This window comes from Mesorhizobium sp. SP-1A, from assembly GCF_032460275.1.
Lineage (GTDB): Bacteria > Pseudomonadota > Alphaproteobacteria > Rhizobiales > Rhizobiaceae > Mesorhizobium.
The window spans coordinates 1-23,044 of record NZ_JAVXZD010000014.1 but is presented as its reverse complement, the minus strand read 5'-3'; the positions used below and the strand labels follow the sequence as shown (position 1 = coordinate 23,044).

At 64.1% G+C, this 23,044-nt stretch carries 22 protein-coding genes, 1 tRNA gene and 1 pseudogene; 10 read left to right on the top strand and 14 right to left on the bottom strand.

The genetic code is table 11. From position 1 onward, the window contains the following. Entirely contained in the window at positions 1-1,122 is a 1,122-nt protein-coding gene (locus tag QU595_RS29500) for a DUF2336 domain-containing protein (RefSeq protein ID WP_315928788.1), read from the bottom strand. Between the two features lie 136 nt (positions 1,123-1,258). On the opposite strand from QU595_RS29500, the gene QU595_RS29495 reads away from it, so the two are divergent. Then, on the top strand, positions 1,259-1,711 hold the full coding sequence (locus QU595_RS29495) for a MaoC family dehydratase (RefSeq protein ID WP_315928786.1): 453 nt from the start codon (positions 1,259-1,261) through the stop codon (positions 1,709-1,711). Next, positions 1,711-2,589 (top strand): CoA ester lyase, encoded by an 879-nt coding sequence (locus tag QU595_RS29490; protein WP_315928784.1) that lies wholly within the window; start codon positions 1,711-1,713, stop codon positions 2,587-2,589. The genes QU595_RS29495 and QU595_RS29490 overlap by 1 nt, the downstream gene beginning before the upstream one ends. 20 nt (positions 2,590-2,609) lie before the next feature. On the opposite strand, the gene QU595_RS29485 is transcribed toward QU595_RS29490, so the two are convergent. Next, entirely contained in the window at positions 2,610-3,194 is a 585-nt protein-coding gene (locus QU595_RS29485; protein WP_315928782.1) for a nitroreductase, read from the bottom strand. 166 nt (positions 3,195-3,360) lie between these two features. On the opposite strand from QU595_RS29485, the gene QU595_RS29480 reads away from it, so the two are divergent. Next, positions 3,361-4,323, top strand: a complete 963-nt coding sequence (locus tag QU595_RS29480) for a hypothetical protein (protein ID WP_315928780.1) — start codon at positions 3,361-3,363, stop codon at positions 4,321-4,323. A 69-nt stretch (positions 4,324-4,392) separates the two neighbouring features. Here the strand turns inward: QU595_RS29480 and thrS are convergent, their stop codons facing one another. Beyond that, positions 4,393-6,375, bottom strand: coding sequence for a threonine--tRNA ligase (gene thrS / locus QU595_RS29475; protein ID WP_315928778.1), 1,983 nt, complete (start codon positions 6,373-6,375; stop codon positions 4,393-4,395). A 146-nt stretch (positions 6,376-6,521) separates the two neighbouring features. Next, positions 6,522-6,875 carry a membrane protein insertion efficiency factor YidD gene (yidD, locus tag QU595_RS29470; RefSeq protein WP_315928818.1) on the bottom strand — a complete coding sequence of 118 codons (354 nt, stop codon included), beginning with the start codon at positions 6,873-6,875 and terminating at the stop codon, positions 6,522-6,524. Between the two features lie 233 nt (positions 6,876-7,108). Here yidD and QU595_RS29465 point away from each other — a divergent pair, with 233 nt between their 5' ends. Beyond that, positions 7,109-8,155, top strand: a complete 1,047-nt coding sequence (locus QU595_RS29465) for an LLM class flavin-dependent oxidoreductase (protein ID WP_315928776.1) — start codon at positions 7,109-7,111, stop codon at positions 8,153-8,155. 50 nt (positions 8,156-8,205) lie between these two features. Here the strand turns inward: QU595_RS29465 and QU595_RS29460 are convergent, their stop codons facing one another. Continuing rightward, positions 8,206-8,652, bottom strand: coding sequence for an iron-sulfur cluster assembly scaffold protein (locus QU595_RS29460; RefSeq protein WP_315928774.1), 447 nt, complete (start codon positions 8,650-8,652; stop codon positions 8,206-8,208). A 231-nt stretch (positions 8,653-8,883) separates the two neighbouring features. On the opposite strand from QU595_RS29460, the gene folE reads away from it, so the two are divergent. From folE to QU595_RS29445, 3 genes are all read left to right on the top strand, one after another. Further along, positions 8,884-9,519, top strand: a complete 636-nt coding sequence (folE, locus tag QU595_RS29455) for a GTP cyclohydrolase I FolE (protein WP_315928772.1) — start codon at positions 8,884-8,886, stop codon at positions 9,517-9,519. Positions 9,520-9,645: 126 nt separating this feature from the next. Next, positions 9,646-10,101 (top strand): phosphoribosyl-AMP cyclohydrolase, encoded by a 456-nt coding sequence (hisI, locus tag QU595_RS29450; protein ID WP_315928770.1) that lies wholly within the window; start codon positions 9,646-9,648, stop codon positions 10,099-10,101. 102 nt (positions 10,102-10,203) lie between these two features. Then, the gene (locus tag QU595_RS29445; RefSeq protein ID WP_315928816.1) at positions 10,204-11,172 is read left to right on the top strand and encodes a patatin family protein; all 969 of its coding nucleotides are present in this window, start codon (positions 10,204-10,206) and stop codon (positions 11,170-11,172) included. A 3-nt stretch (positions 11,173-11,175) separates the two neighbouring features. On the opposite strand, the gene recJ is transcribed toward QU595_RS29445, so the two are convergent. From recJ to QU595_RS29410, 7 genes are all read right to left on the bottom strand, one after another. Then, a complete protein-coding gene (gene recJ / locus QU595_RS29440; protein ID WP_315928768.1) occupies positions 11,176-12,960 on the bottom strand; it encodes a single-stranded-DNA-specific exonuclease RecJ in 1,785 nt (594 codons plus the stop codon). 58 nt (positions 12,961-13,018) lie between these two features. Further along, positions 13,019-13,999: a class II fructose-bisphosphatase gene (gene glpX / locus QU595_RS29435; RefSeq protein WP_315928766.1), complete on the bottom strand. Its 981-nt coding sequence runs from the start codon at positions 13,997-13,999 to the stop codon at positions 13,019-13,021. A gap of 191 nt (positions 14,000-14,190) precedes the next feature. Continuing rightward, positions 14,191-14,517, bottom strand: coding sequence for a hypothetical protein (locus QU595_RS29430; RefSeq protein ID WP_315928764.1), 327 nt, complete (start codon positions 14,515-14,517; stop codon positions 14,191-14,193). 55 nt (positions 14,518-14,572) lie between these two features. Further along, positions 14,573-14,740, bottom strand: a complete 168-nt coding sequence (locus QU595_RS29425) for a Thivi_2564 family membrane protein (protein WP_315928762.1) — start codon at positions 14,738-14,740, stop codon at positions 14,573-14,575. Between the two features lie 157 nt (positions 14,741-14,897). After that, entirely contained in the window at positions 14,898-16,211 is a 1,314-nt protein-coding gene (locus tag QU595_RS29420; RefSeq protein WP_315928760.1) for a homoserine dehydrogenase, read from the bottom strand. Positions 16,212-16,257: 46 nt separating this feature from the next. Then, positions 16,258-17,475 (bottom strand): LL-diaminopimelate aminotransferase, encoded by a 1,218-nt coding sequence (locus QU595_RS29415; protein ID WP_315928758.1) that lies wholly within the window; start codon positions 17,473-17,475, stop codon positions 16,258-16,260. Between the two features lie 45 nt (positions 17,476-17,520). Continuing rightward, positions 17,521-17,937 carry a hypothetical protein gene (locus QU595_RS29410; RefSeq protein WP_315928756.1) on the bottom strand — a complete coding sequence of 139 codons (417 nt, stop codon included), beginning with the start codon at positions 17,935-17,937 and terminating at the stop codon, positions 17,521-17,523. A gap of 94 nt (positions 17,938-18,031) precedes the next feature. Here QU595_RS29410 and QU595_RS29405 point away from each other — a divergent pair, with 94 nt between their 5' ends. The 3 genes from QU595_RS29405 to QU595_RS29395 all read left to right on the top strand — a co-directional run bounded on the left by QU595_RS29405 (position 18,032) and on the right by QU595_RS29395 (position 21,502). Then, positions 18,032-19,867 carry a class I poly(R)-hydroxyalkanoic acid synthase gene (locus QU595_RS29405; RefSeq protein ID WP_315928754.1) on the top strand — a complete coding sequence of 612 codons (1,836 nt, stop codon included), beginning with the start codon at positions 18,032-18,034 and terminating at the stop codon, positions 19,865-19,867. A gap of 264 nt (positions 19,868-20,131) precedes the next feature. Next, the gene (locus QU595_RS29400) at positions 20,132-21,349 is read left to right on the top strand and encodes a YcbK family protein (RefSeq protein WP_315928752.1); all 1,218 of its coding nucleotides are present in this window, start codon (positions 20,132-20,134) and stop codon (positions 21,347-21,349) included. Between the two features lie 78 nt (positions 21,350-21,427). Then, positions 21,428-21,502, top strand: a tRNA-Glu gene (locus QU595_RS29395). A 440-nt stretch (positions 21,503-21,942) separates the two neighbouring features. On the opposite strand, the gene QU595_RS29390 is transcribed toward QU595_RS29395, so the two are convergent. Next, positions 21,943-22,878: a PDR/VanB family oxidoreductase gene (locus QU595_RS29390; RefSeq protein WP_315928750.1), complete on the bottom strand. Its 936-nt coding sequence runs from the start codon at positions 22,876-22,878 to the stop codon at positions 21,943-21,945. Positions 22,879-22,921: 43 nt separating this feature from the next. Then, positions 22,922-23,044: pseudogene (locus QU595_RS29385) on the bottom strand (S-(hydroxymethyl)glutathione dehydrogenase); the annotation flags it as partial.

Sequence of the window (23,044 nt, the reverse complement as noted above, 5' to 3'; positions counted from 1 at the left end):
TCAGGCCGCCGCGATCGCCAGGGCATGGCCGCGCGCGTTCTGGCGCAGGGCGTCGAGATGGATCGATTTCACCAGCGCGGGCAACTCGCCTTCCGCGGCCTGTCCGCCCAGTTCCTTCAGCATCAGCCAGCTTACTTCCTGCACGCCGGCGACCCGCTTGCCGTTCGCGACCTCGCGCCACACCTTGAGCGCGGTCAGCAGGATCCCGTGGGCAAGGCTCGAAAGCCCGGCCGCAGTGAGCAGCGCCCGCACGGCCACGTCCTGCCCGCCGGCAAGCAAAGCCCCGACGCGATGCTGCGCCTGGCCCGTCAACGCCACCAGGGCGGCACCGAAAAAATCCACCTTGCCGTATGCGACGGTGCGGATGAGGAAGGATGTGGTCAGGTCGCCTCGCAGGCGCAGATGCTCCACCAGCGCCGCGTGTTCGTCGGCATGGGTGGTTTCGATCAGCGTCAGCGACGACTTCACGCAGGCATCGCGCAGCACCCGTTCCGCCCGCGCCGCGCCCATCAGCGCCAGCACCAGCGGCGATCCCTTCAGTGTTTCGCCCAGCTTGACCAGCAGCATGTGCCGGCAATCGGCAGGCAGCCGCGCATCCGCGATCAGCGCTTCGCGGACCGCCGGCACATGTCCGTGGCGTTCCGTCATGCGCCGGAAGCTGAGCGATGCGATGCAGGCGCCGGTGTTGGCCAGAAGCGCGGCACATGCCTCTGCCTCGCCGATCTCGGCGATCGCAGCAGAGACCGACATCGAAACCGAGGGCCGGTCGGCGATCAGCTTTTGCGTGGGTTTCTGGCCGGTCGCCACGCGGTCGATCAGGTCGGCATCCGTCAGCAGCGGAGAGCGCGCCAGCACCAGCGCCGCCACTTCGGGCTGGTCGGAAGCAAGCGCTGCAATGATCTGGACCGGCGCGTGCCGGCTCATGGACAGCGCTTCCGCCATCGCCTGCCGCACCTTGGAGGAGGGATCGTCCAGAAGCAGCGTCAGCGCCGCTTCCGCCGCGCAACGGTCCTCGAAGGGCAATTCGCGGTCCACATAGGCTCTGGCGAGCGCCGCCGCGGCCGCGGCCCGCTCCGAAACCCGCGCGGTGGATGCCCATTTCAGGAAATGCGAAACAACCATGCCGCCCAAGACCCCAGCCGAAATCTGCCCACGGATGACCCTAGGGGAAATTGGTTTACGAACGGTTCACCATATCCGTTAACCTGCTTGAACCAGGTCGGCGCGAAGCCTATCAAACCCAGCACAGGAGAAAGCGATGGCCGGACTTTATCTGGAGGACTTCGAAGTCGGACATGTGTTTCGCCACCCGCTGCGCAAGACCGTGACGGAAAGCGACAACATGCTGTTTTCGGTCATGACCCTGAATCCGCAACCGCTTCACATCGATTTCGATTTCGCTTCCAAGACGGAATGGGGCCGGCCCCTCGTCAATTCGCTGTTCACGCTCGGCCTGATGATCGGCATTTCGGTCAACGACATCACCATCGGCACGACGGTGGCCAATCTCGGCATGACGGAGACCATGTTTCCGCACCCGCTTTTCCACGGCGATACCGTGCATGTCGAGACGACCGTGATCTCGGTGCGCGAATCGAAATCGAAGCCGGATCGCGGCATCGTCGAGTTCGAGCATCGCGCCTATAACCAGAACGATGCGCTGGTCGCCAAATGCACCAGGCAGGCGATGATGCTGAAGAGGCCGGCCTGATGCGTTCGCTGCTGTTCGTGCCGGGCGATTCGGAAAAGAAGCTCGAAAAAGGCTTCGCCTGCGGCGCCGACGTGGTGATCGTCGATCTCGAGGATTCGGTGGCGCCGCAAAACAAGTCCGCCGCCCGCGCCGTCGCGGCGAGCTTCGTTTCGGCGCGGCGCGGGCAAGCGAAGTCCGCCGTCTATATCCGCGTCAACGATCTTTCGACCGGCCTCACCGACGATGATCTGACTGCGCTGGTTCCCGCCGGCCCCGACGGCATCATGCTGCCCAAGTCGAATGGCGGACAGGATATCCAGCTTCTGGCTGCGAAGCTGCGCGTCCACGAAGCCGAAAACGGCCTGCCGGACGGCGGCATCAGCATCCTGCCGATCATCACCGAGACGGCGGCCGGGGTGCTGGCCGCTTCGACCTACACCGGCGCCAGCGCGAGGCTTGCCGGCCTGACCTGGGGCGCGGAGGACCTGTCCGCAGCCATCGGCGCCCGCGCGGCGCGCGATGCAAGCGGGCGCTACACGGACGTCTTCCGGCTGGCCCGCGCCATGACGATCCTGGCCGCGTCCGCCGCTGAGGTGGCCGCGGTCGACACGGTATTTCCGAATTTCCGCGACATGGCCGCCTTCGAGGCCGAATGCGCCGAGGCCGAACGCGATGGCTTCACCGGCAAGATGGCGATCCATCCGGCGCAGGTTTCCGTCATCAACGCTGCCTTCACCCCGTCGAAGGAATCCGTCGAGCTTTCAGCGGCGATCGTTGCCGCCTTCGCCGCCGCCGGAAATCCCGGTGTCGTCGGTATCGAGGGCAAGATGTATGACCGCCCGCACCTGAAGCTCGCAGAACGGCTGCTGGCGCGGGCGAAGGCGGCCGGCGTCCTTTAGCTGGCCTCGCCGGACGGTCCCTAGTCCTTCCACGGTCCGGAATAGTCCGCATAGAGCGCGGCGGGATCGGGGCGCGGCCGTTCGGGCGCGGGCCCCTCGTAAGAGCCGATATGCACGAAACCGACGACGCGTTCGCCCGGAGCAAGCCCGAGTATGGCCCTGCCCTCCGGCACGTCGGAATACCAGTTGGTGATCAAATTGGTGCCGTAGCCCAGCGCATTGGCCGCCAGCATCAGGTTCATCGCCGCCATTGCGCCCGACAGGAACATTTCCCATTGCGGGATCTTCGGGTTTTCCTTCGGGCTCGATATCACCCCGATGACCAGCGGCGCGCGCGAGAAGCGCGCCAGTTCCTGGTTGCGCCGGCCTTCCGGCAGCGGCCCTTCCCGCTGCTCCGCCAGTGCGGCAAGCTTCTTGCCGATCTCGACCCGCGCCCCGCCGCGATAGACGATGAAGCGCCACGGCGCCAGCCTGCCGTGATCGGGAACGCGTGTGGCGGCAGCGATCATGGTGGCGATGTCCGCATCGCCTGGCGCAGGATCGTGCAGGTCGGGAATCGGAGCGGAATTCCGCGTCAGCAGAAAATCGATGATCGGCGACGTCATGAGCGCAATTCTCCTGGATTTGGGCTGAAGCGCGCCGTGAGAAAAGGGGCGGCCTTGGCACAGGCGCCGTCGCGCCTGAAAACAGTCCCGCGGATACCGCAGATCATGGGTTTCCGGAAGACTCGGGGCCTTGAAATTGCCACCGCATTGCGGTTCAACGCAAGTCATGTTGGAGCGGGTTCGCCGTCTTTCGTCGCCGGTCTTGGGCGCTGCGCTGCTGGCGGCATCGTTGCTGCCCGCCGGCGCACGCGACAAGGACATCGTCACCGATCTCAAGCTGCCCGGAATTTCGCAATACGCGCACCCGCGCGCGCAAGGCCCGTCTGCCCATGGCGGCGGCGAGATCACCTTGAGCGCGCAGCTGACCGACAAAGGGCCCGAGATCACGCGCGGCCTCGTCTGGCGCGTGTTCAAGCCCGAGCCCGGGCCGGACGGCAAGCTGCCCCTGGTCGCATCGGCCCATGGCGGCGCGGCCGCTTTCGAATTGGAACCGGGCAGCTACCTCGTCCACGCCAGCTTTGGCCGCGCCGGAGCCACCAAGCGCATCACCGTCGGCAAGGACGCCAAGCGCGAGAACTTGGTGCTGGAAGCCGGCGGTCTGGAACTGGACGCCGTGCTTTCGGGCGGCGGCCACATCCCGCCCGAGAAGCTGCGCTTTTCTGTCTATGAGGGCCATGCCGGAGCCGACGGCGAGCACGCGCTGATCGTTCCCAACGTCCAGCCGAAGGCCGTGGTCAGGCTGAACGCGGGCACCTACCACGTCGTTTCCACCTACGGGTCCGTCAACGCCGTCATCCGCTCCGATATCCGCGTCGAAGCCGGCAAGCTGACCGAAGCGACCGTCGAGCACAGGGCCGCCGAAGTTACGCTCAAGCTGGTTCGCGAGGCTGGCGGCGAGGCGATCGCCGACACGTCGTGGTCGGTGCTCAACGAGGCCGGCGATTCGATCAAGGAAGCTGTCGGCGCATTCGCGCCCATGGTCCTGGCTGAAGGAAGCTACACCGTCATCGCCAAGAACCGCGACCACATCTACCAGAAGGACATCACGGTCGAGGCCGGCAAGAACGAGGAAGTCGAGGTGATCGCCTCGGAAGCGACGGCGATCGATCCGGAAGAAGGCGCGGACTGAGGTTTCGCGCCCCGGCGGGCCGGGAAAGGCGGCAGCGGATCGCTCCACCGCCGCCCCGTTCGTTTGAAGTCAAAGTGCCTGCTTGCGCTTGATATCCGGAGGCGTCGCCTCGTCCACCAGCGCAGCGACCGCATCGTCCAGCCCCAACGACACCTGGTCGCGGGAGCCGAGCCGCCGCATGTTGACGGTGCGCTCCTCCGCCTCGCGCCGGCCGCACACGAGAATGACGGGCACCTTGGCGACGCTGTGCTCGCGCACCTTGTAGTTGATCTTCTCGTTGCGCAAATCGGCCTCGGCGCTGAGGCCGGCCGCCTTGAGCGTGTCGACGACATGTCTTGCATAGTCGTCGGCGTCGGAAGTGATGGTCGCGACCACCACCTGCAAGGGGGCGAACCACAACGGCATCTGGCCGGCATGGCTTTCGATCAGGATGCCGAGGAAACGCTCCAGCGAGCCGCAGATCGCGCGGTGCACCATCACCGGCTGCTTCTTCTCCGAATCCGCGCCGATGTAGAACGCGCCGAACCGCTCCGGCAGGTTGAAGTCCACCTGCGTGGTGCCGCACTGCCATTCGCGGCCGATGGCGTCCCTCAGCGTGTATTCGAACTTGGGCCCGTAGAACGTGCCCTCGCCTTCGTTGACGCCGGTCTTGATGCGGTTGTCCTCACGCGCCATGCGCGCCAGCGCGCGCCGCAGGATGTCCTCCGCATGGTCCCAGGCAGCATCCGTGCCGACGCGCTTTTCCGGGCGGGTGGCCAGCTTCACAACCACCTCGTCGAAGCCGAAATCCTTGTAGACCGACATCATCAGGTCGTTGATCTTCAGGATTTCCGCCTCGAGCTGGTCCTCGGTGCAGAAGATATGCGCATCGTCCTGCGTGAAGGCGCGCACCCGCATCAGCCCATGCAGCGCGCCGGATGCCTCATAGCGATGCACGTTGCCGAATTCTGCAAGCCGGATCGGCAGATCGCGGTAAGACTTCAGGCCATGCTTGAAGATCTGCACATGGCCGGGACAGTTCATCGGCTTCAGCGCGAAGATGCGCTGGTCGGCATCGTCTGGATGGGTGAAGGCATGGGCCGACTTCACCGCGAACATGTTCTCCTGATACCAGCCCCAGTGGCCGGACGTCTCCCACAGGCTCTTGTCGAGCACCTGCGGGGCGTTGACCTCCTGATAGTCGTCGCCGAGGCGGCGGCGCATATAGGCGATCAGGTTCTGGAACATCTTCCAGCCCTTGGCATGCCAGAAGACGACGCCAGGCCCTTCCTCCTGGAAATGGAACAGGTCCATCTCGCGGCCGAGCCGGCGATGGTCGCGCTTCTCCGCCTCCTCAAGCATGTGCAGATACTGGTCGAGCTGCGCCTGGTCGGCCCATGCGGTGCCGTAGATGCGCGTCAGCATGGGATTGTTGGCGTCGCCGCGCCAATAGGCGCCGGCCACCTTCATCAGCTTGAAGGCATTGCCGACCTGACCGGTGGAGGCCATGTGCGGGCCGCGGCAGAGGTCGAACCAGTCGCCCTGATAGTAGATCTTGAGGTCCTGGTCCTCCGGGATCGCCTCGACCAGCTCGACCTTGTAGGCCTCGCCCTTGTCGCGGAACACCTGCCTGGCCTTGTCGCGCGACCAGACCTCCTTGGTGAAGGGCTTGTTGCGCTGGATGATCTCGCGCATCTTCTTTTCGATGGCGGGGAAATCCTCCGGCGTGAACGGCTCGTTGCGGGCGAAGTCGTAGTAGAAGCCGTTCTCGATCACCGGGCCGATGGTGACCTGCGTTCCCGGCCACAATTCCTGCACCGCCTCGGCCAGCACATGGGCCGCGTCGTGGCGGATCAATTCCAGCGCGCGCGGGTCGTCGCGGGTGACGATCTCGACCTTGCCGGACTTGCCGATCGGATCGGACAGATCGCGCACCTGGCCGTCCAGGCTGTAGGCGACCGCCTTCTTGGCGAGCGACTTGGAAATCGACTCGGCCAGACCGGAACCGGTCATGCCGGCCTCGTATTCGCGCACGGAGCCGTCGGGAAATGTGAGGGAAACGGAATTCAACATGGTTCTTCTCCTATCCAGTCCCGCAAACGAACGCGGGTGGTTCAACGAGTGCCGCGGCAGCGGACGCGGCGTTTTAGTGCGAGGCTCGCGGCAGGTAAAGAGGATCGTCGGCGCCAGGCCGGGCCGCAAAGACCCGCGCCTGCCTGCTATGTCGTCGGATGGTGCACGCTCCAATAGCGCCACGGCAGATACCAGCGCAGGCGCGGCTCAAGCGCCTCGGGAACCGGGTCGAGCCCATGCGTGCCGCCTGGACCGCAACGCACGACCCGGAATAGGCCGAGCCAACCGCCTGCCCACAGGCCATGGCGCGCGATCGCCTCATAGGCATATTCGGAGCAGGTCGGCAGATGCCGGCACGAGTTTCCGACGAACCCGGACAGCGTCAACTGATAGAAACGAACAAGTCCGGTCCCGAAGACGCGCGCAGGCGTGTGCGGCCACGCCCCTTCCCAGTTGCGGGAATGCCGTCGCGAAGGCCTGCCGTGCGTATGGTCGCTCATACCAGCCAAGATAGTCGCCGCGCGGTGTTTTTGCGAAGCCAATCATGCCCGCATCCGCTGCCCTGGCTCCTCACCGTCAACCGGCGCTGAACACTGAGTGCAATCCGTTCAGTTTGAATGCCACCACTGCATATCCTATTTAGCGGAAAACCAACCGGCCTGCCGTCCGTTCTACCGGGCATGGCCCCAGTCGCGACCGGCCACGCCGGAGTTCCCGCGGACCGAGACCAACGATGAGCAAAACCGTCGAATTCGGAATGGACACCTTCGGCGACGTGACCGTCGGAGCCGATGGCAAGCTGCTGCCACAGGCAGAAGTCATCCGTAACGTCGTGGACGAAGCCATCCTGGCCGACGAGATCGGTATAGACTTCATCGGCGTGGGCGAGCATCACCGTGCCGATTTCGCGGTGTCGGCACCCGAAGTCGTGCTGGCCGGCATTGCCACCCGCACCAAACGCATCAAGCTGGGCTCGGCCGTCACCGTGCTTTCCTCCGACGATCCTATCCGGGTCTTCGAGCGCTTCTCGACCGTGAATGCGCTCTCGAACGGACGCGCGGAGGTGATCCTCGGCCGCGGCTCCTTCACCGAGTCCTTCCCGTTGTTCGGCTACAAGCTCAACGACTACGAGACGCTGTTCAACGAAAAGCTCGACCTGTTCGCCGCCCTGCTCCAGAACGGTCCGGTCAACTGGCAGGGCAAGTTGCGCCCGCCGCTGGAGAACGTCACGGTCTATCCGCAGATCGAAACCGGCAGGCTCGGCGCATGGATCGGCGTCGGCGGCAGTCCTGAATCCGTCGTACGCTCGGTGCAGTACCGGATCCCGATGACCCTTGCGATCATCGGCGGCGATCCGAAGCGCTTCCTGCCCTTCGTGGACCTCTACAAGCGCGCGCAGGAGCAACTGGGATCGGGTCCGATGCCGCTCGGCGTCCATTCGCCCGGCTATGTGGCCGAAACCGACGAGCAGGCGCGCGAGGAATTGTGGCCTGGCTACAAGGCGATGCACGACCGCATCGGACGCGAGCGCGGCTGGCCGGCGACGACGAAGGAGAGCTTCATCAACGAGATCGAACGCGGTTCGACCTATGCCGGTTCGCCCGAGACCGTGGCGCGCAAGATCGCGTCCACCGTCAAGGCGCTCGGAACCGACCGCTTCGACCTGAAATATTCGGCAGGCACCACGTCTCACGAAAAGATGATGAAAAGCATCGAACTCTACGGAACGAAGGTGATCCCGATGGTGCGGGAACTGCTTTCGGAAAAGCAGGCGGCCTGAAAGCCGATATCGATCAGCCCTGAGGCGCGCGGCAGCCGGAAGATCGCGCCTCAGGCGGCCTCTTCCGCCTGCTTCTTCTCGATCTGGTCGATGCAGTCCACCACGGCGTCGAAAGTCAGCATCGTCGAAGCGTGCCGCGCCTTGTAGTCGCGCACCGGTTCCAGATATTTCAGATCCTCGAAACGGCCTTGCGGCGGCGATCCGTTTTCCTTCAGCATTTTCAGCATGGCCTGGCGCACCGCGCGCAATTCCTCGGCCGTGGCGCCGACGACATGCTGCGCCATGATCGAGGAAGAGGCCTGGCCGAGTGCGCACGCCTTCACCTCATGCGCGAAGTCCGTGACGACGCCGTCCTCCATCTTGAGATCGACGGCGACGGTCGAGCCGCACAGTTTGGAATGCGCCTTCGCCGATGCGTCCGGATGGTCCAACCGGCCGATGCGGGCGATGTTTCCGGCAAAGCCAAGGATTTTCGTATTGTAGACGTCGTCAATCATAATTTTCCGGTCCGGCGTCGCAAGGCGAACAATGTTTACCGCCATGCATCTTTCATTCACAACGCCAACCCATATATAATGCTTGCGTTTCAGGAACCACAAGGCGATTGCAGCGTCTAGGTTCTTGAACTTGCCATGTCACGCCGCTCCGGCAATCATGCATGATGCCGTAAAGGGATGTGGTCCGTTCAACTCGTTCCTCCACCGAGGGGAACTACGGGAGACGCCTTTATGGACGCCGTCATCAAGAAGATCATGCCGCCTTCCGCCTATATGGAAAAGCCGGTCACCCATCGGCCCAGCCAGCAGGAAGTGGAGGCCGCCGTCCGCACGCTGTTGCGCTGGACCGGAGACGATCCGGACAGGGAAGGTCTGGTCGACACGCCCAAGCGTGTCGCCAAGGCGTTCCGCGAGATGTTTTCGGGCTACGACATGTGCCCGGCGGAGGAACTCGGCCGCACCTTCGAGGAGGTCGCCGGCTATGACGATCTCGTCATCGTGAAGGACATCACATTCCATTCCCATTGCGAGCACCACATGGTGCCCATCATCGGCAAGGCGCATGTCGGCTACCTGCCGGACGGCAAGGTGGTCGGCCTGTCCAAGATCGCGCGCGTGGTCGATATCTTCGCCCATCGCTTGCAGACGCAGGAGGCGATGACTGCGCAGATCGCCGGCGTCATCCAGGATGTGCTTACGCCGCGCGGCGTCGCCGTCATGATCGAGGCCGAGCATATGTGCATGGCCATGCGCGGCATCCGCAAGCAAGGGTCCACCACGCTGACCTCGACCTTCACCGGCGTATTCAAGGACAATCCGGAAGAACAGGTTCGCTTTGCCATGATGGTGCGCGGCGGAAGGTACTGACCGCCTACCCGCTCTACCGCGAAAATCGGAATCGATTTTCGCCAAATTTCATGTGCATGTCTGAATATGACGTGTCGCGCGCTCGCTGCCGCGCGGCACGTGGTGGAAATTTTGCAAGGATCGCCCATGTCGCTCGCATTCCCGCAAGCGCCGCAGGACAAGAAAACGCTGGAGGAAGGCGCCGCCTTCACGCCGCGTTTCGGCACGGACGGCCTCGTCACGGCGGTGGTCACGGACGCACGGGACGGCATGTTGCTGATGGTCGCCCATATGAACGCCGAGGCCTTGGCCCTGACGCTCGAGACTGGGATTGCCCATTACTGGTCGCGGTCGCGCAAGGCGTTGTGGAAAAAGGGAGAAACTTCCGGGAACATCCAGTCGGTGGTGGAGATGCGCACCGACTGCGACCAGGACGCCGTGTGGCTGAAGGTCGCGGTTCGGGGTCATGATGCAACTTGTCACACGGGCCGGCGTTCCTGTTTTTATCGGACGGTGGGGCTGGTAGGCGGCAAGGGGACGCTTGTCGACGACGGCAGCAACCCCCGGTTCGATGCGAGTGAAATTTATCGCGAGTCGACATAGCCTATCGAAAGTTTTGTGATCCTCTTTGCAGTTCCCATTACGGATTCATGATTTCGATACGGGACGCGCCTACGCTGGGCGTTGGGAAAGGGAGTGACCGTGATGCTCGAATGGGCGTCATTGCGCAGTAGACCGGATGTTCGTGAAGCGAACGGCCTTTCGTCCGCGGCCGGTTCGAGCACCCTCCCGGTCAGGAAAACCGGGATTTCGCTGGCGCTCGGCGGCGGTTGCGCGCGCGGCTGGGCGCATATCGGCGTTCTGAGGGCGCTGGACGAAGCGGGCATCGAGATTTCCATGATCGCCGGCACGTCCATCGGCGCACTGGTCGGCGGCTGCTATCTTGCCGGCAAGCTGGACGAGTTGGAGGAATTTGCCCGCAGCCTGACACGGCGCCGCATCTTCGGCCTGCTCGATCTGAATTTCCGTGGCAGCGGTCTTTTCGGCGGCATGAAGCTGGATGCGCGGCTGCGCGAACATCTGACCGGAATGGATTTCGACGATCTGCGGAAGCCTTTCGTCTGCGTCGCGGCCGAAATCCGCACCGGCCACGAAATCTGGCTTTCGAGCGGCTCCCTCATCACCGCCATGCGCGCGTCCTATGCCCTGCCCGGCGTGTTCGAGCCGGTGAACTGCAACGGCCGTGTGCTGGTGGACGGCGCGCTGGTCAATCCCGTTCCGGTGTCGGCCTGCCGCGCATATGAGCAGCCCTTGGTCGTGGCCGTGAACCTGCATTACGATCTGTTCGGGCGCGCGGCCGTGATCAAGCACAGCGCCGGGGAACTGGTGATCCAGAAGGAAGTGCCCCGTTCAAATCCGGCGGAAGAGGCGCACGAAACCCGCGAATCCCGGCTCGGCATAACCGGCGTGATGGTGGAGGCCTTCAACATCATCCAGGACCGCATTTCGCGCGCCCGCCTGGCCGGCGATCCGCCCGATATGTCGCTTCAGCCGAAGCTCAGCCATATCGGTCTGACGGAATTCCACCGCGCCGACGAGGCGATCCGACTGGGATACGAGGCGACGAAGGCCAATATCGCCGAACTGGCCCGCCTGCAGACCGTCCTGGCCTGACGGCTAGGCCACAGTCGCGTCGCTGATGCGGAACTGCACGGTGCGGCTGCCGTTCCAATAATTGCCTGACAGCGATCCCGCCACATGGAGCACATTGCCGCGGTTCCTCAATAGGAAATCGCCCAATGCGGTGTCGACGGCCCGGAAAGCGATGCTCTGCACGCGCCCGCCGCTCTCCGATTGCAGGTCGGCACGGATATGGTTGGTGCCGACCGGACGCACATCCACCAGCCTGTGGCGCGGCAAGACGAACAATGGTGCGACATGGCCGCTGCCGTAGGGCCCGGCCTTTTCAAGAGCATCGAGCAGGTCGAGCGTCGCGCCCTCGGCGGCCAGCGCGCCGTCGATGGGCAGGCTTTCCTCGTCCCGCAGCCGGAACACTTCGGCCGCGGCACGCTCCTCGAAGAAGGCGCGCAACGCGCCGAGCTTGGCGCGTTCAACCGTGATGCCGGCGGCCATGCCGTGCCCGCCGCCCTTGACGATCAATCCGGACTCGGCGGCTTCGCGCACCAGGCGCCCTAGATCGAAGCCGGGCACGGAACGGCCTGACCCGGTGCCGACGCCGTTGGCATTGAACGCGATGGCGAACGCCGGACGCCGCGAATGGTCCTTCAGCCGCGACGCGATCAGCCCGACGATGCCCGGATGCCAGGCCTCGCTCGCCGTGACCACGATGGCGGGTCCGTTTCCGCTGGCCAGCTCGGCATCGGCTTCGGCGCGCGCCGCGGCCAGCATCTCCAGCTCCATCGTCTGGCGCTCCTGGTTCAGCCGGTCCAGCGTTTCGGAGATGGCTTGCGCTTCCGCCGGATCTTCCGTGGCAAGCAGCCGGCTGCCCAGCGCTGCATCGCCGATGCGGCCACCCGCATTGATGCGGGGCCCGATCAGGAAGGCGAGATGAAATGCGCCGACCGGCTCGCCGATCCGCGCCGCCCGTATCAGCGCGGCAAGGCCCGGATTGCCCTGCTGGCGCACCACCTGCAATCCCTTGACGACGAAGGCCCGGTTCACGCCGGTGAGCGGCACCACGTCGCACACAGTGGCCAGCGCGACGAGATCGAGCAGCGAAAGCAGGTTCGGCGCCTGCCGGTCCGGCAGGCGCTCGCGCAGCAGCTTGGCCGTCTGCACGAGCGTCAGAAACACCACTCCGGCGGCGCACAGATGTCCCTGCCCCGACAGATCGTCCTCGCGGTTGGGATTGACGACGGCGGTTGCTGGCGGCAGCGCCCCGCCGACCTGATGGTGATCGAGCACGACCACGTCGGCGCCGGCGGCGTTGGCCGCCTCTACGGAAGCTGCGCTGTTGGTCCCGCAATCGACCGTGACGATGAGGGAGGCGCCGCGCGAGATCAGTTCCCGCATCGCATCCGGGTTGGGCCCGTAGCCTTCGAAGATGCGGTCGGGAATGTAGATTTCCGACGGCACGGAATAATGCGCGAGAAACCGTTTCAGCAAGGCGGAAGACGCCGCGCCGTCGACATCGTAGTCGCCGAAGATCGCCACCTTCTCCCGCCGCACCACGGCATCCGCGATGCGGGCGGCCGCCTTTTCCATATCGGTCAGGGATGCGGGGTTCGGCAGCAGGTCGCGAATGGTGGGGTCGAGGAAGCGCTCGGCCTCCAAAGCCGCCACGCCGCGCCCGGCCAGCACGCGGGCAACGATGTCGGGCACGCCATGACCTTGCGCGATGGCGAGCGCGGCCATCTCCTGCCGTTCGGAAAGCCGGTGTGTCCATGCCACGCCGGTCGCCGAACGGCGCACGTCAAGGAAAAAGCGTCTGTCGCCGATCATGCCGCAAGCCGCCCGAAGCTACTCATATGCGACGGCTAATATGCCAAAGCGGCGGAAATCAAAACTTGTCCAGGTCCTGATGCCGCGCCTTGATCTCGCGGACGGTCCGCGAGGAGGAACGCAGGACGATGGTATGGGTGGTGATGTAGTTGCGGCCGAACTTCACGCCGGCCAGAATGTTGCCGTCGGTCACGCCGGTCGCCGCGAACAGCACGTCGCCACGCGCCATCTCGTCCGCGCGGTACACCTTGCGCGGATCGGAAATGCCCATCTTGGCCGCGCGCTGCACTTTTTCGGGCGTGTCCAGAATCAGCCGGCCCTGCATCTGGCCGCCGGTGCAACGCAGCGCGGCCGCCGCCAGAACCCCTTCCGGCGCGCCGCCGGTGCCCAGATAGAGATCGATGCCGGTTTCTTCCGGATCGGTGGTGTGAATGACGCCGGCCACGTCGCCGTCGCCGATCAGGCGGATGGCGGCGCCGGTCGCGCGCACGGCCTCGATCAGCTTGGCGTGGCGCGGGCGATCCAGAATGCAGGTGGTGATCTCGTTCACCGGCACGCCCTTGGCTTTGGCCAGCCTGGCGATGTTGTCCGCAGGGTCCGCATCGATATCGATGACGCCGGCAGGGTAGCCGGGACCGACGGCGATCTTGTCCATATAGACGTCCGGCGCGTTGAGCAGGCTGCCCTTCTCGGCCAGCGCGACGACGGCCAGCGCATTGGGCAGGTTCTTGGCGCAAATGGTGGTGCCTTCCAGCGGGTCGAGGGCGATGTCCACCGCCGGTCCCTTGCCGGTGCCGACTTCCTCGCCGATGTAGAGCATCGGCGCTTCGTCGCGCTCGCCTTCGCCGATCACCACGGTGCCCTTGATGGCAAGCCGGTTCAGTTCCTGGCGCATGGCATCGACGGCAACCTGGTCGGCCGCCTTCTCGTCGCCGCGCCCGCGCAGCCGCGCCGCAGCGACAGCCGCGCGCTCGGTGACGCGCACCAGCTCCATGGTAAGTACGCGGTCGAGGCCGGCAATGCTGTGAGCCACGTTCATAAGTGCAAATCCTCGTTCGTCGGGGGGCTGTTGGGACCCTTTTGTCAAAGCCGCGTGACAACGACAAGACCCTGTCGGTCGTTTTTCGAAAGGCTGCAATATCAATCGATTGAACATCAATCGATTGAACGGCAACGGCCCGGCGCTCGAAAGCGCCGGGCCTCGAAAGCATGGCTACCGGTGAACGCGGATCAATACCAGCGGCGATCGTAGGAGCTGGACTGGCTCACAAGCATTCCGATCATGAACCCGACCACCCCGCCGAGGACCAGCGCCGTGGAAACGGTGCCGGGATTCTGCTGCACGGTTTCCGATACGGACTGCGCGCCGCTGCGCAGCTGCCGCGCCGCGCGCGAGGCCCGGTCGGAAGCCGCGTCGTACCAGCCGCTCGCCTGTTCGGCGACCTCCTCCGCGCGCTCGGCCAGCGTCTTGTTTATCTTGTTCATCTCGCGCCGCAATTCGGCGATCTGCTTCCTCATCGCGTCCTGGGTATCTTCGGCCTTGGGAGTATCTGCCATCTGCCAGTCCTTTCTACGGGTAGTTCTCAGGTTCGGTCAGCCGGAGGCGGGGCGGTCAGAAGACCGCCAGATATTTCAGCAGCGAGATGATGCCGATGATGATGACCACGATCTGCGCGATCTGTCGCGCCCTGCCATCGAGCGGTAGCCTCTGGATGAGATAGAGCACCAGGACGATCACCAGGAAGGTGATCAGGATACCGATAAGAACGCTTCCAGCCATGGATTCCCTCATTGAAATGAATTGGAGAAAACAAGCTGAACAACGACGCGACCGGGAAAATGGTTCCTTTTCGGGTCGTTACTGAACGCGTTCGGGCGGCCGGGCGCCGCCATGCGCCCGGACAACGATCCGATTGGAGCTTGGAAACAGCCGGGCGTCAGCCGGCGCGTTCGATGCGGATGACCTGCGGCTTGTCCGTCAGGTGGCCGTCCTTGGTGATGCTTTCGACCGCCTTGCGTACCGCCGCCTCGGTGGTCTCGTGCGTGACGAGGATCACCGTCTTCTTGTCGGGCTCGCCCTTGCCGTCCGAATGCTGGACGATGGATTCCAGCGAGATATCGTTGTCGGCCATGCGCTTGGCAACTGCCGCGAACACGCCGACGCGGTCAAGCACCGTGAGGCGGATGAAATAGCCCCCGGCATGGCTGCGCATGCGCGCCTTCCTGTAGGGCTGCAGCTCCTTGGCGGGGCGTCCGAACACCGGCCCATGCTGGAATCCGGGCCGGCTCTTGGCGATGTCGGCGATGTCGCCCACCACGGCGGACGCGGTGGCGTTGCCGCCCGCGCCGGGACCGGACAGCAGCAATTCGCCAAGGATATCGGTCTCGATGGCGACGGCGTTGGTGACCCCATGCACCTGGGCGATCACGGAAGCCGTCGGCACCATGGTCGGGTGCACGCGCTGCTCGATGCCGCTTTCGGTGCGCTGTGCGACGCCCAGCAGCTTGATGCGATAACCGAGTTCGCCCGCCGCGCGGATATCCGCCTGGGTGATGTTGGAGATGCCCTCCAGATAGATGTCGTCGGCCGCGATCCTGCTGCCGAAGGCAAGGCTGGTCAGGATCGCCAACTTGTGAGCCGTGTCGTTGCCCTCGATGTCGAAGGTCGGATCGGCCTCGGCATAGCCCAGTCGCTGCGCGTCCTTGAGGCACTCCTCGAAGGTCAGCCCTTCGGCCTCCATGCGCGTGAGGATGTAGTTGCAGGTGCCGTTCAGGATGCCGAAAACGCGGTTGACCGAATTGCCGGCCAGTGCCTCGCGCATGGTCTTGATGACCGGTATGCCGCCTGCGACCGCCGCCTCGTAGTTCAGCAGCACGCCCCTCTTCTCGGCGATTTCCGCCAATGCCACGCCGTGCTTTGCGAGCAGCGCCTTGTTGGCGGTGACCACATGGCGGCCGGCGTCGAGCGCGGTCCGGACACTTGCGCGGGCCGGGCCTTCGTCGCCACCGATCAATTCGACGAACACGTCGATGTTCGCTTTTTCCGCCAGCTTCACCGGGTCGTCGAACCACTCCGCGCCGGAAAGATCGACGCCGCGGTCGCGCTTGGGATCGCGCGCCGAAATCGCAGTCACCGCGATGTCGCGGCCGCATTGGCGCGTAAGTTCGGCGGCCTTGTCGCGCAACACCCGCACGACGGACGCGCCGACCGTGCCGAGACCGGCAATTCCAACACGCAAGGTTTCAGCCATCTGCGGCGACGCCCCTCAAATTCGTTCGATGATATGCGGCCGGTGCTCAGCGATGCGCCGCGAGCGAAACCACGTTGTCGGATTGCTTGGCGACGGACGTCAGGAAGCGCTTGACGTTGCGCGCCGCCTGCCGGATGCGGTGCTCGTTTTCGACCAGCGCAAGCCGCACATAGTCGTCGCCATGCTCGCCAAAGCCGATGCCCGGCGCGACCGCCACGTCGGCATGTTCGATCAGGAGCTTGGAAAACTCCAGCGAGCCGAGATGCCGGAACGGTTCCGGGATCGGCGCCCAGGCGAACATGGTCGCCGGCGGGGCCGGCACGTTCCAGCCGGCACGCGCGAAGGAATCGACCATAATGTCCCTGCGCTTGCGGTAGACGTCGCGCACTTCCGCGATGTCGGAGCCGTCGCCGTTGAGCGCCGCGCTTGCCGCGACCTGGATGGGCGTGAAGGCGCCGTAGTCGAGATAGGACTTCACCCGCGTCAGCGCCGCGATCAGCCGCTCGTTGCCGACGGCGAAACCCATGCGCCAGCCCGGCATGGAGAAAGACTTGGACATCGACGTGAATTCGACCGCGCAGTCGATCGCGCCCGGCACCTGCAGCACCGACGGCGGCGGATTATCGTCGAAATAGATCTCTGAATAGGCGAGGTCGGACAGGATGATGATGTCGTTCTTCTTCGCGAAGGCGACCACGTCCTTGTAGAAGTCGAGCGAGGCGACCTGCGCGGTCGGGTTCGACGGATAGTTCAGGATCAGCGCCAGCGGCTTCGGGATCGAATGCCGGACCCCGCGCTCGAGCGCAGGGATGAAGCCGTCGTCCGGCTCGACCTGCATCGAGCGGATCACGCCGCCCGACATGATGAAGCCGAAGGCATGGATCGGATAGGTGGGATCGGGACACAGCACCACGTCGCCCGGCGCGGTGATGGCCTGCGCCATGTTGGCGAAGCCTTCCTTGGAACCGAGCGTGGCCACGATCTGCGAGTCCGGATCGAGCTTCACGCCGAAGCGCCGCGCATAATAGGCGGCTTGGGCGCGGCGCAGGCCCGGAATGCCGCGCGACGAGGAATAGCGATGCGTGCGCGGGTCGCGAACGACCTCGCACAGCTTGTCCACGATCGCCTTCGGCGTCGGCAGATCCGGATTGCCCATGCCGAGGTCGATGATGTCCGCTCCGCGCGAGCGGGCGCTGGCCTTCAGCCGGTTGACCTGCTCGAACACGTAAGGCGGGAGCCGGCGGACCTTGTGAAACTCTTCCATGTCAGTTCCAGACGCGCGAAAGGAGATTTGGCGGCGCGTATATACTCATTTGCAGGTGGGGTCGAGTGCAGGATCACACTTGGTCCCGCCCTGCTGGCCTTCTATCTGCTGGAGCGTATCCTTGCCGTGGTTTGCGGCAAGGGACTTGAGTTGCGCGTCGGACGCGCCCGTGCTCGGCGCGCTGGGGCCGCTCTGCGCGACGGTCTGCGTGTCCTTGAGCTGCGACAGCTTGGCCTTGGTCTCATCGGCGGTGAGCTGCGTAGCGGCACTTCTCGGCGGAATGTTCAGGTTCGGGAACGAACCGCTGTCCTGGGGACCGGCCGCCAGCGCTTCCCGCGAGGCCGGGGCATTGCCCGCTCCGGAGGTCGAACAGCCGCCGGCCGCCACAAGTGCGGCGAGTGCGCCGGCGAGCCAGAACACGCGTAGTCCGGGAAATCCTGCAGCACCGATACTATATGTCATATTGTTTCCGTGATGGCCGGGATAGAGCATGTGGAATACGGCCTGACCATGATACTATATCAATAACGCGCGTTCGGGAGGAATTGCGTAAGTCATGTCCAAAACACGCGATTCGGACAAGACCGATGACGCCGGCTCTTCGGCGATCGAGCAATATCTGGTGCAGGACCCGGAACGTTTCGCCCTGAATCTCGCCCGCATGATCGAGCAGGCCGGCAAGGCCGCTTCCGCCTGGACCGAGCCGCGCGCCAAGGGCCAGACCCGCGACCATGTGGCCGAGCCGATGGCCGACATGGTCAAGACCTTTTCCAAGCTGACCGAATACTGGCTTTCCGATCCCCAGCGCGCGCTGGAGGCGCAGACGCGGCTTTATTCTGGCTATATGAGCATCTGGGCCAACGCCATCCAGCGCTTCGGCTCCAACGAGATGCCGGTCGAGGATGCCGTGAAGCCCGAGCGCGGCGACAAGCGCTTCGAAGATCCCGAATGGGGGCGCAACGCATTCTTCGATTTCCTGAAGCAGACCTATCTGGTCACCTCGCGCTGGGCATCCGACCTCGTCGAACATGCCGAAGGGCTGGACGAGCACACCCGTCACAAGGCCTCGTTCTACGTCAAGCAGGTCGCCGCCGCGATTTCGCCCTCCAATTTCGTCCTCACCAATCCCGAGCTTTTCCGCGAAACGATGGCCTCCAACGGCGAGAACCTCGTACGCGGCATGAAGATGCTCGCCGAAGATATCGCCGCTGGAAAAGGCGACCTGAAGCTCCGGCAGGCGGATGCCGCCAGTTTCGAGGTCGGCAAGAACATCGCGGTGACGCCGGGCAAAGTGGTTGGCCGCAGCGACGTCGCCGAGATCATCCAGTACGCGCCGGCCACGGAAACGGTGTTGAAACGGCCGCTGCTGATCTGCCCGCCCTGGATCAACAAGTTCTACATTCTCGACCTCAATCCGGAGAAATCCTTCATCCGCTGGGCGACCGAGCAGGGCCACACCGTCTTCGTCATCTCCTGGATCAATCCCGACGAGCGCCACGGCGCCAAGAGCTGGGAAGCCTATATCCGCGAAGGCCTGCAATACGGGCTCGACATGGTCGAAAAAGCCACCGGAGAACGCGAGGTCAACGCAATCGGCTATTGCGTAGGCGGCACACTGCTCTCGGCCGCGCTCGCCCTGCTGGCGCAGGAAGGCGACAACCGCATCCGCTCCGCGACGCTGTTCACGACGCAGGTCGATTTCACCTACGCCGGCGACCTGAAAGTCTTCGTGGACGAGGACCAGGTGAGCGCCCTCGAACAGGCGATGAACGAGAACGGCTATCTCGAAGGCACCAAGATGGCGACGGCCTTCAACATGCTGCGCTCGGGCGACCTGATCTGGCCCTATGTCGTCAACAATTACATGCGCGGCAAGGAGCCCCTGCCCTTCGACCTGCTGTACTGGAACGCCGATTCCACGCGCATGACCGCCGCCAACCATTCCTTCTATCTGCGCAATTGCTATCTGGAGAACAATCTTTCCGCCGGTCGCATGGAACTGGCCGGCCGCACGGTCTCGCTGGCGGATGTCACCATCCCCATCTACAATCTCGCCGCGCGGGAAGATCACATCGCTCCGGCGCGTTCGGTGTTCCTCGGCTGCCGCAATTTCGGCGGCGAGGTCGATTTCGTGCTGGCCGGCTCCGGTCACATTGCCGGCGTCGTCAATCCGCCAGCGAAAAAGAAGTACCAGTACTGGACCGGCGGCAAGCCCGAAGGCGCGTTCGAGGACTGGATCGCCTCCGCTACGGAGAATCCGGGCTCCTGGTGGCCGCATTGGCAACGCTGGGTAGAGGCGAAGGACAGCACCCGCGTGCCGGCGCGAACGCCTTGCGATAAGGCCAAGTCCCTGGGCGATGCGCCCGGCACCTATGTCAAGGTCAGGGTCTGACGGCTCTCGCGCCGGGGCTGCCTGCGCCTGACATCCCCTTCAAAATGTAACACTTTGTAATGTCTGGTGAGTTGACGCTCGCGCTGAAGCGGGCGAAATGGTGGCGTCAACCATGAAGTTGGCGCAATTCACGCTGAGTCGTCTTTTTTTCATAAGACTTGCGGAATTGACACAGGTCTCGTTTCCGGTCGTGGAAACTCGATCATTTTGGCGGCTTGTGCCGCCGCGTGACGGTCCAGGACGGTAAAGCGAGGGGGATAAAGTTTGAATTCGAGGGAATCGCGTCTGGCGAAGGGAGAAGGCCGCGCAATCGCAGCGGCGCTGCTGTCGCTGTTGCTGGCTTCCTGCACGTCCTCCGGCGATGTCGGGCTGAACGCGACCGTTCCCGGGTACAATGCCGGCGCGGCGGAAGCGGGCCATGTCGCGGCGGCCCAGCCGGGCTCGGCCGCGACCTCCCCGGCGGCTACTGCGCCACAGACGCTGATGGCAGCCGAGGGAGACACCCCCCTGCCCGACATGGTTGCATATCTTCCGTCGGCCAGCCCTGGCGCCGGGTTCCCGGTTCCCGCCCCGGCGGATGCCGCCGGCATCGTGGCTACGACGCCTCCGGCCCTGAAGGCGGGCGCGGAAGTTCCGCCACCGTCCGCGACGGAAACCGCTTCCGCAACGATGCCCGCACAGCCCCCGGCCCAGCAACAGGCGACCGCCGCCGCACCGGCGCAACCTGCCATGGACAACCCCGTCTATGTGACGGCCGGAGAGATGCCGTCGGAGCCGATTGCGCCGAAGAAAAAGAGCTTCCTTTCCTCGCTTTTCGGCGGTTCGGCCAGCGCCGCGCCCGCGCCGCAACCGAAGGCCGGCACGCATCGCAGCGGAGACGAGGCGCAGCCGGCCGCCAAGCCCATCATCACGCTCGCCTCCGCGGAACCCGGCGAAAAGCCGGTGACGCTCGCTTCGGTCGACAAATCGAGCATGGTCTCCTCCGACAACGCATTGCCCGGCGTGCGGCAGACGGCGCTGTTCGAGATCAAGCGCAAATCCGGCCTGGACGACGACAGCGACGTCGATATCAACGAGGACGAAGGCGGCTCCTACCAGGTCGCGTCCGCCGCCGGCATGGCGCGGCTTGCGCCCAACGGCCTGTTGAAGCAGAACGAGGAGGTCGACGTCGCCTGTCTCAAGCCCTCGCTGGTCAGGGTGCTGAAGACGATCGAGGGCCATTACGGCCGCAAGGTGGTCGTGACCTCGGGCTACCGCAATCTCGATCGCAATGTTCGCGCTCGCGGCGCCAAAAATTCGCTGCACATGTACTGCGCCGCGGCCGACATCCAGGTGCAGGGCGTCAGCAAGTGGGAACTGGCGAGTTACGTGCGTTCCATGCCTGGCCGTGGCGGTGTCGGCACCTACTGCCACACCGAGTCCGTCCATGTCGATGTCGGGCCCGAGCGCGACTGGAACTGGCGCTGCCGGCGCCGCAAATAGGGCTCGAAAAAAAGTTGTCCCGATTGTTGTTTGACGGTTGCCCCCCGGCGCCGACGCAACTATAAGCCGGCCTTGGCTGCGCCCATCGTCTAGCGGTCAGGACACCGCCCTTTCACGGCGGTAACAGGGGTTCGATTCCCCTTGGGCGTACCATTCCCGAACAAAACTGGGCACTATGCGGGGGCAGCATCCTTGCTCATAGCGAGCACTCCAGCACCGCTCGTTGCTGATAATTACCAACGTCCGAATCGTCGACTTCTAACCGGTCCAGAATCGATGGCGTGCTGCCGGCCTACACGTTCAAGCGCATGGTCTCGACAAATGCTGCGATCTTTTCGGGCGTGATGGGAGCCCTCACCCGATCCCGCAACCGACCGGTCGAATACGTGGGCGGAATGCCAATCTGCGCGACGCAAGCGCTTGGCTCTCTGGCCCCCTGTTCAACGATAGCGATTTCGACCCATTTGCGATTCCGCTGTGCACACGTTGATAGTCGGGCTTAAAGAATAGCGGCCGAGAGCGGCGAAGCCTGCTGACCAGGATGAAGGATAGGTCAACGCCGATTGCACTCCGGCGAGCGTGGCTGCTCAAACCTACATATCCAGAACCAGAACCAGTGATTTTGCCCGGGAAACACACAGGCACATTTTGGTGTTGGCTGCCCTTTCGGCAGGTTTCAAAAACAGGTCGCGATGGTCGGGCTCGCCTTCGAGCACATCCGTAACGCAGGTGCCGCAAACGCCCTGTTCGCAGGAATAGTCAACATCCACCCCGTTCTCCTGTAGCACCTCCATGATGCTTCGGTCATCCGGCACGAGATAGCTGCCCCCGGTGCGCGCCAGCCGCACCTCGAAGCTGCTGGTCGGTCCTTCCAGGGCGGCGCCAGAGAAATATTCCAGATGTACGGCCTCGGACGGCCAGCTTCGTGCGGCGACCGTCTCGATCATATCCATGAAAGGTTTCGGGCCGCACAGGTAGAGATGGCTGTCGACGCCATATATTTGCAGCAAGTTTTCAAGCTCGGCCCTGACCGCATCCACGTCCAGTGCATAGTGCATGTGGACTTTTCCCGCAAAACCCGGCTGCGAGAGCCGCTCGGAGAAGGCGGTATGCTGAGGAGAGCGGCTGAAATAATGCAATGCGAATGACTTGCCCGACAAAAGCAGGCGGTCCGCCATGGCGATCAACGGAGTGATACCGATCCCGCCGGCGAGCAATATGCTATGCTTGGCGGTTTCATCGAGCTCAAAATTGTTCTTCGGAACACTGATCTCCAACCGGTCGCCTATGCGGATGCGCGCATGCATGTGTTCGGAACCGCCGCGCGATTGCGGCTCCCGTTTCACGCCGATCATGTAGCGCGAACGGTCGCCCGGCGAACCGCACAGCGAATACTGGCGCACGACACCGGGACCCACATTGATGTCGATATGGGCGCCCGGCGAATATCGCGGCAGTTCGCCCCCCGACGCCGAGGCCAGCACGAAGGATTTGATGTCTTCCGCCTCTTGGGTGATCGCCTCGACCACGACGGTGAGTTTTTCCATGGAGACTGCTCCCTTGCCGGTACCGTCAATACACGACGACGGACCGGATGGACTTGCCCTCATGCATGAGGTCGAAGCCCTTGTTGATGTCGTCGAGGGTGAGCGTGTGGGTGATCATCGGGTCGATCTGGATCTTGCCCTCCATGTA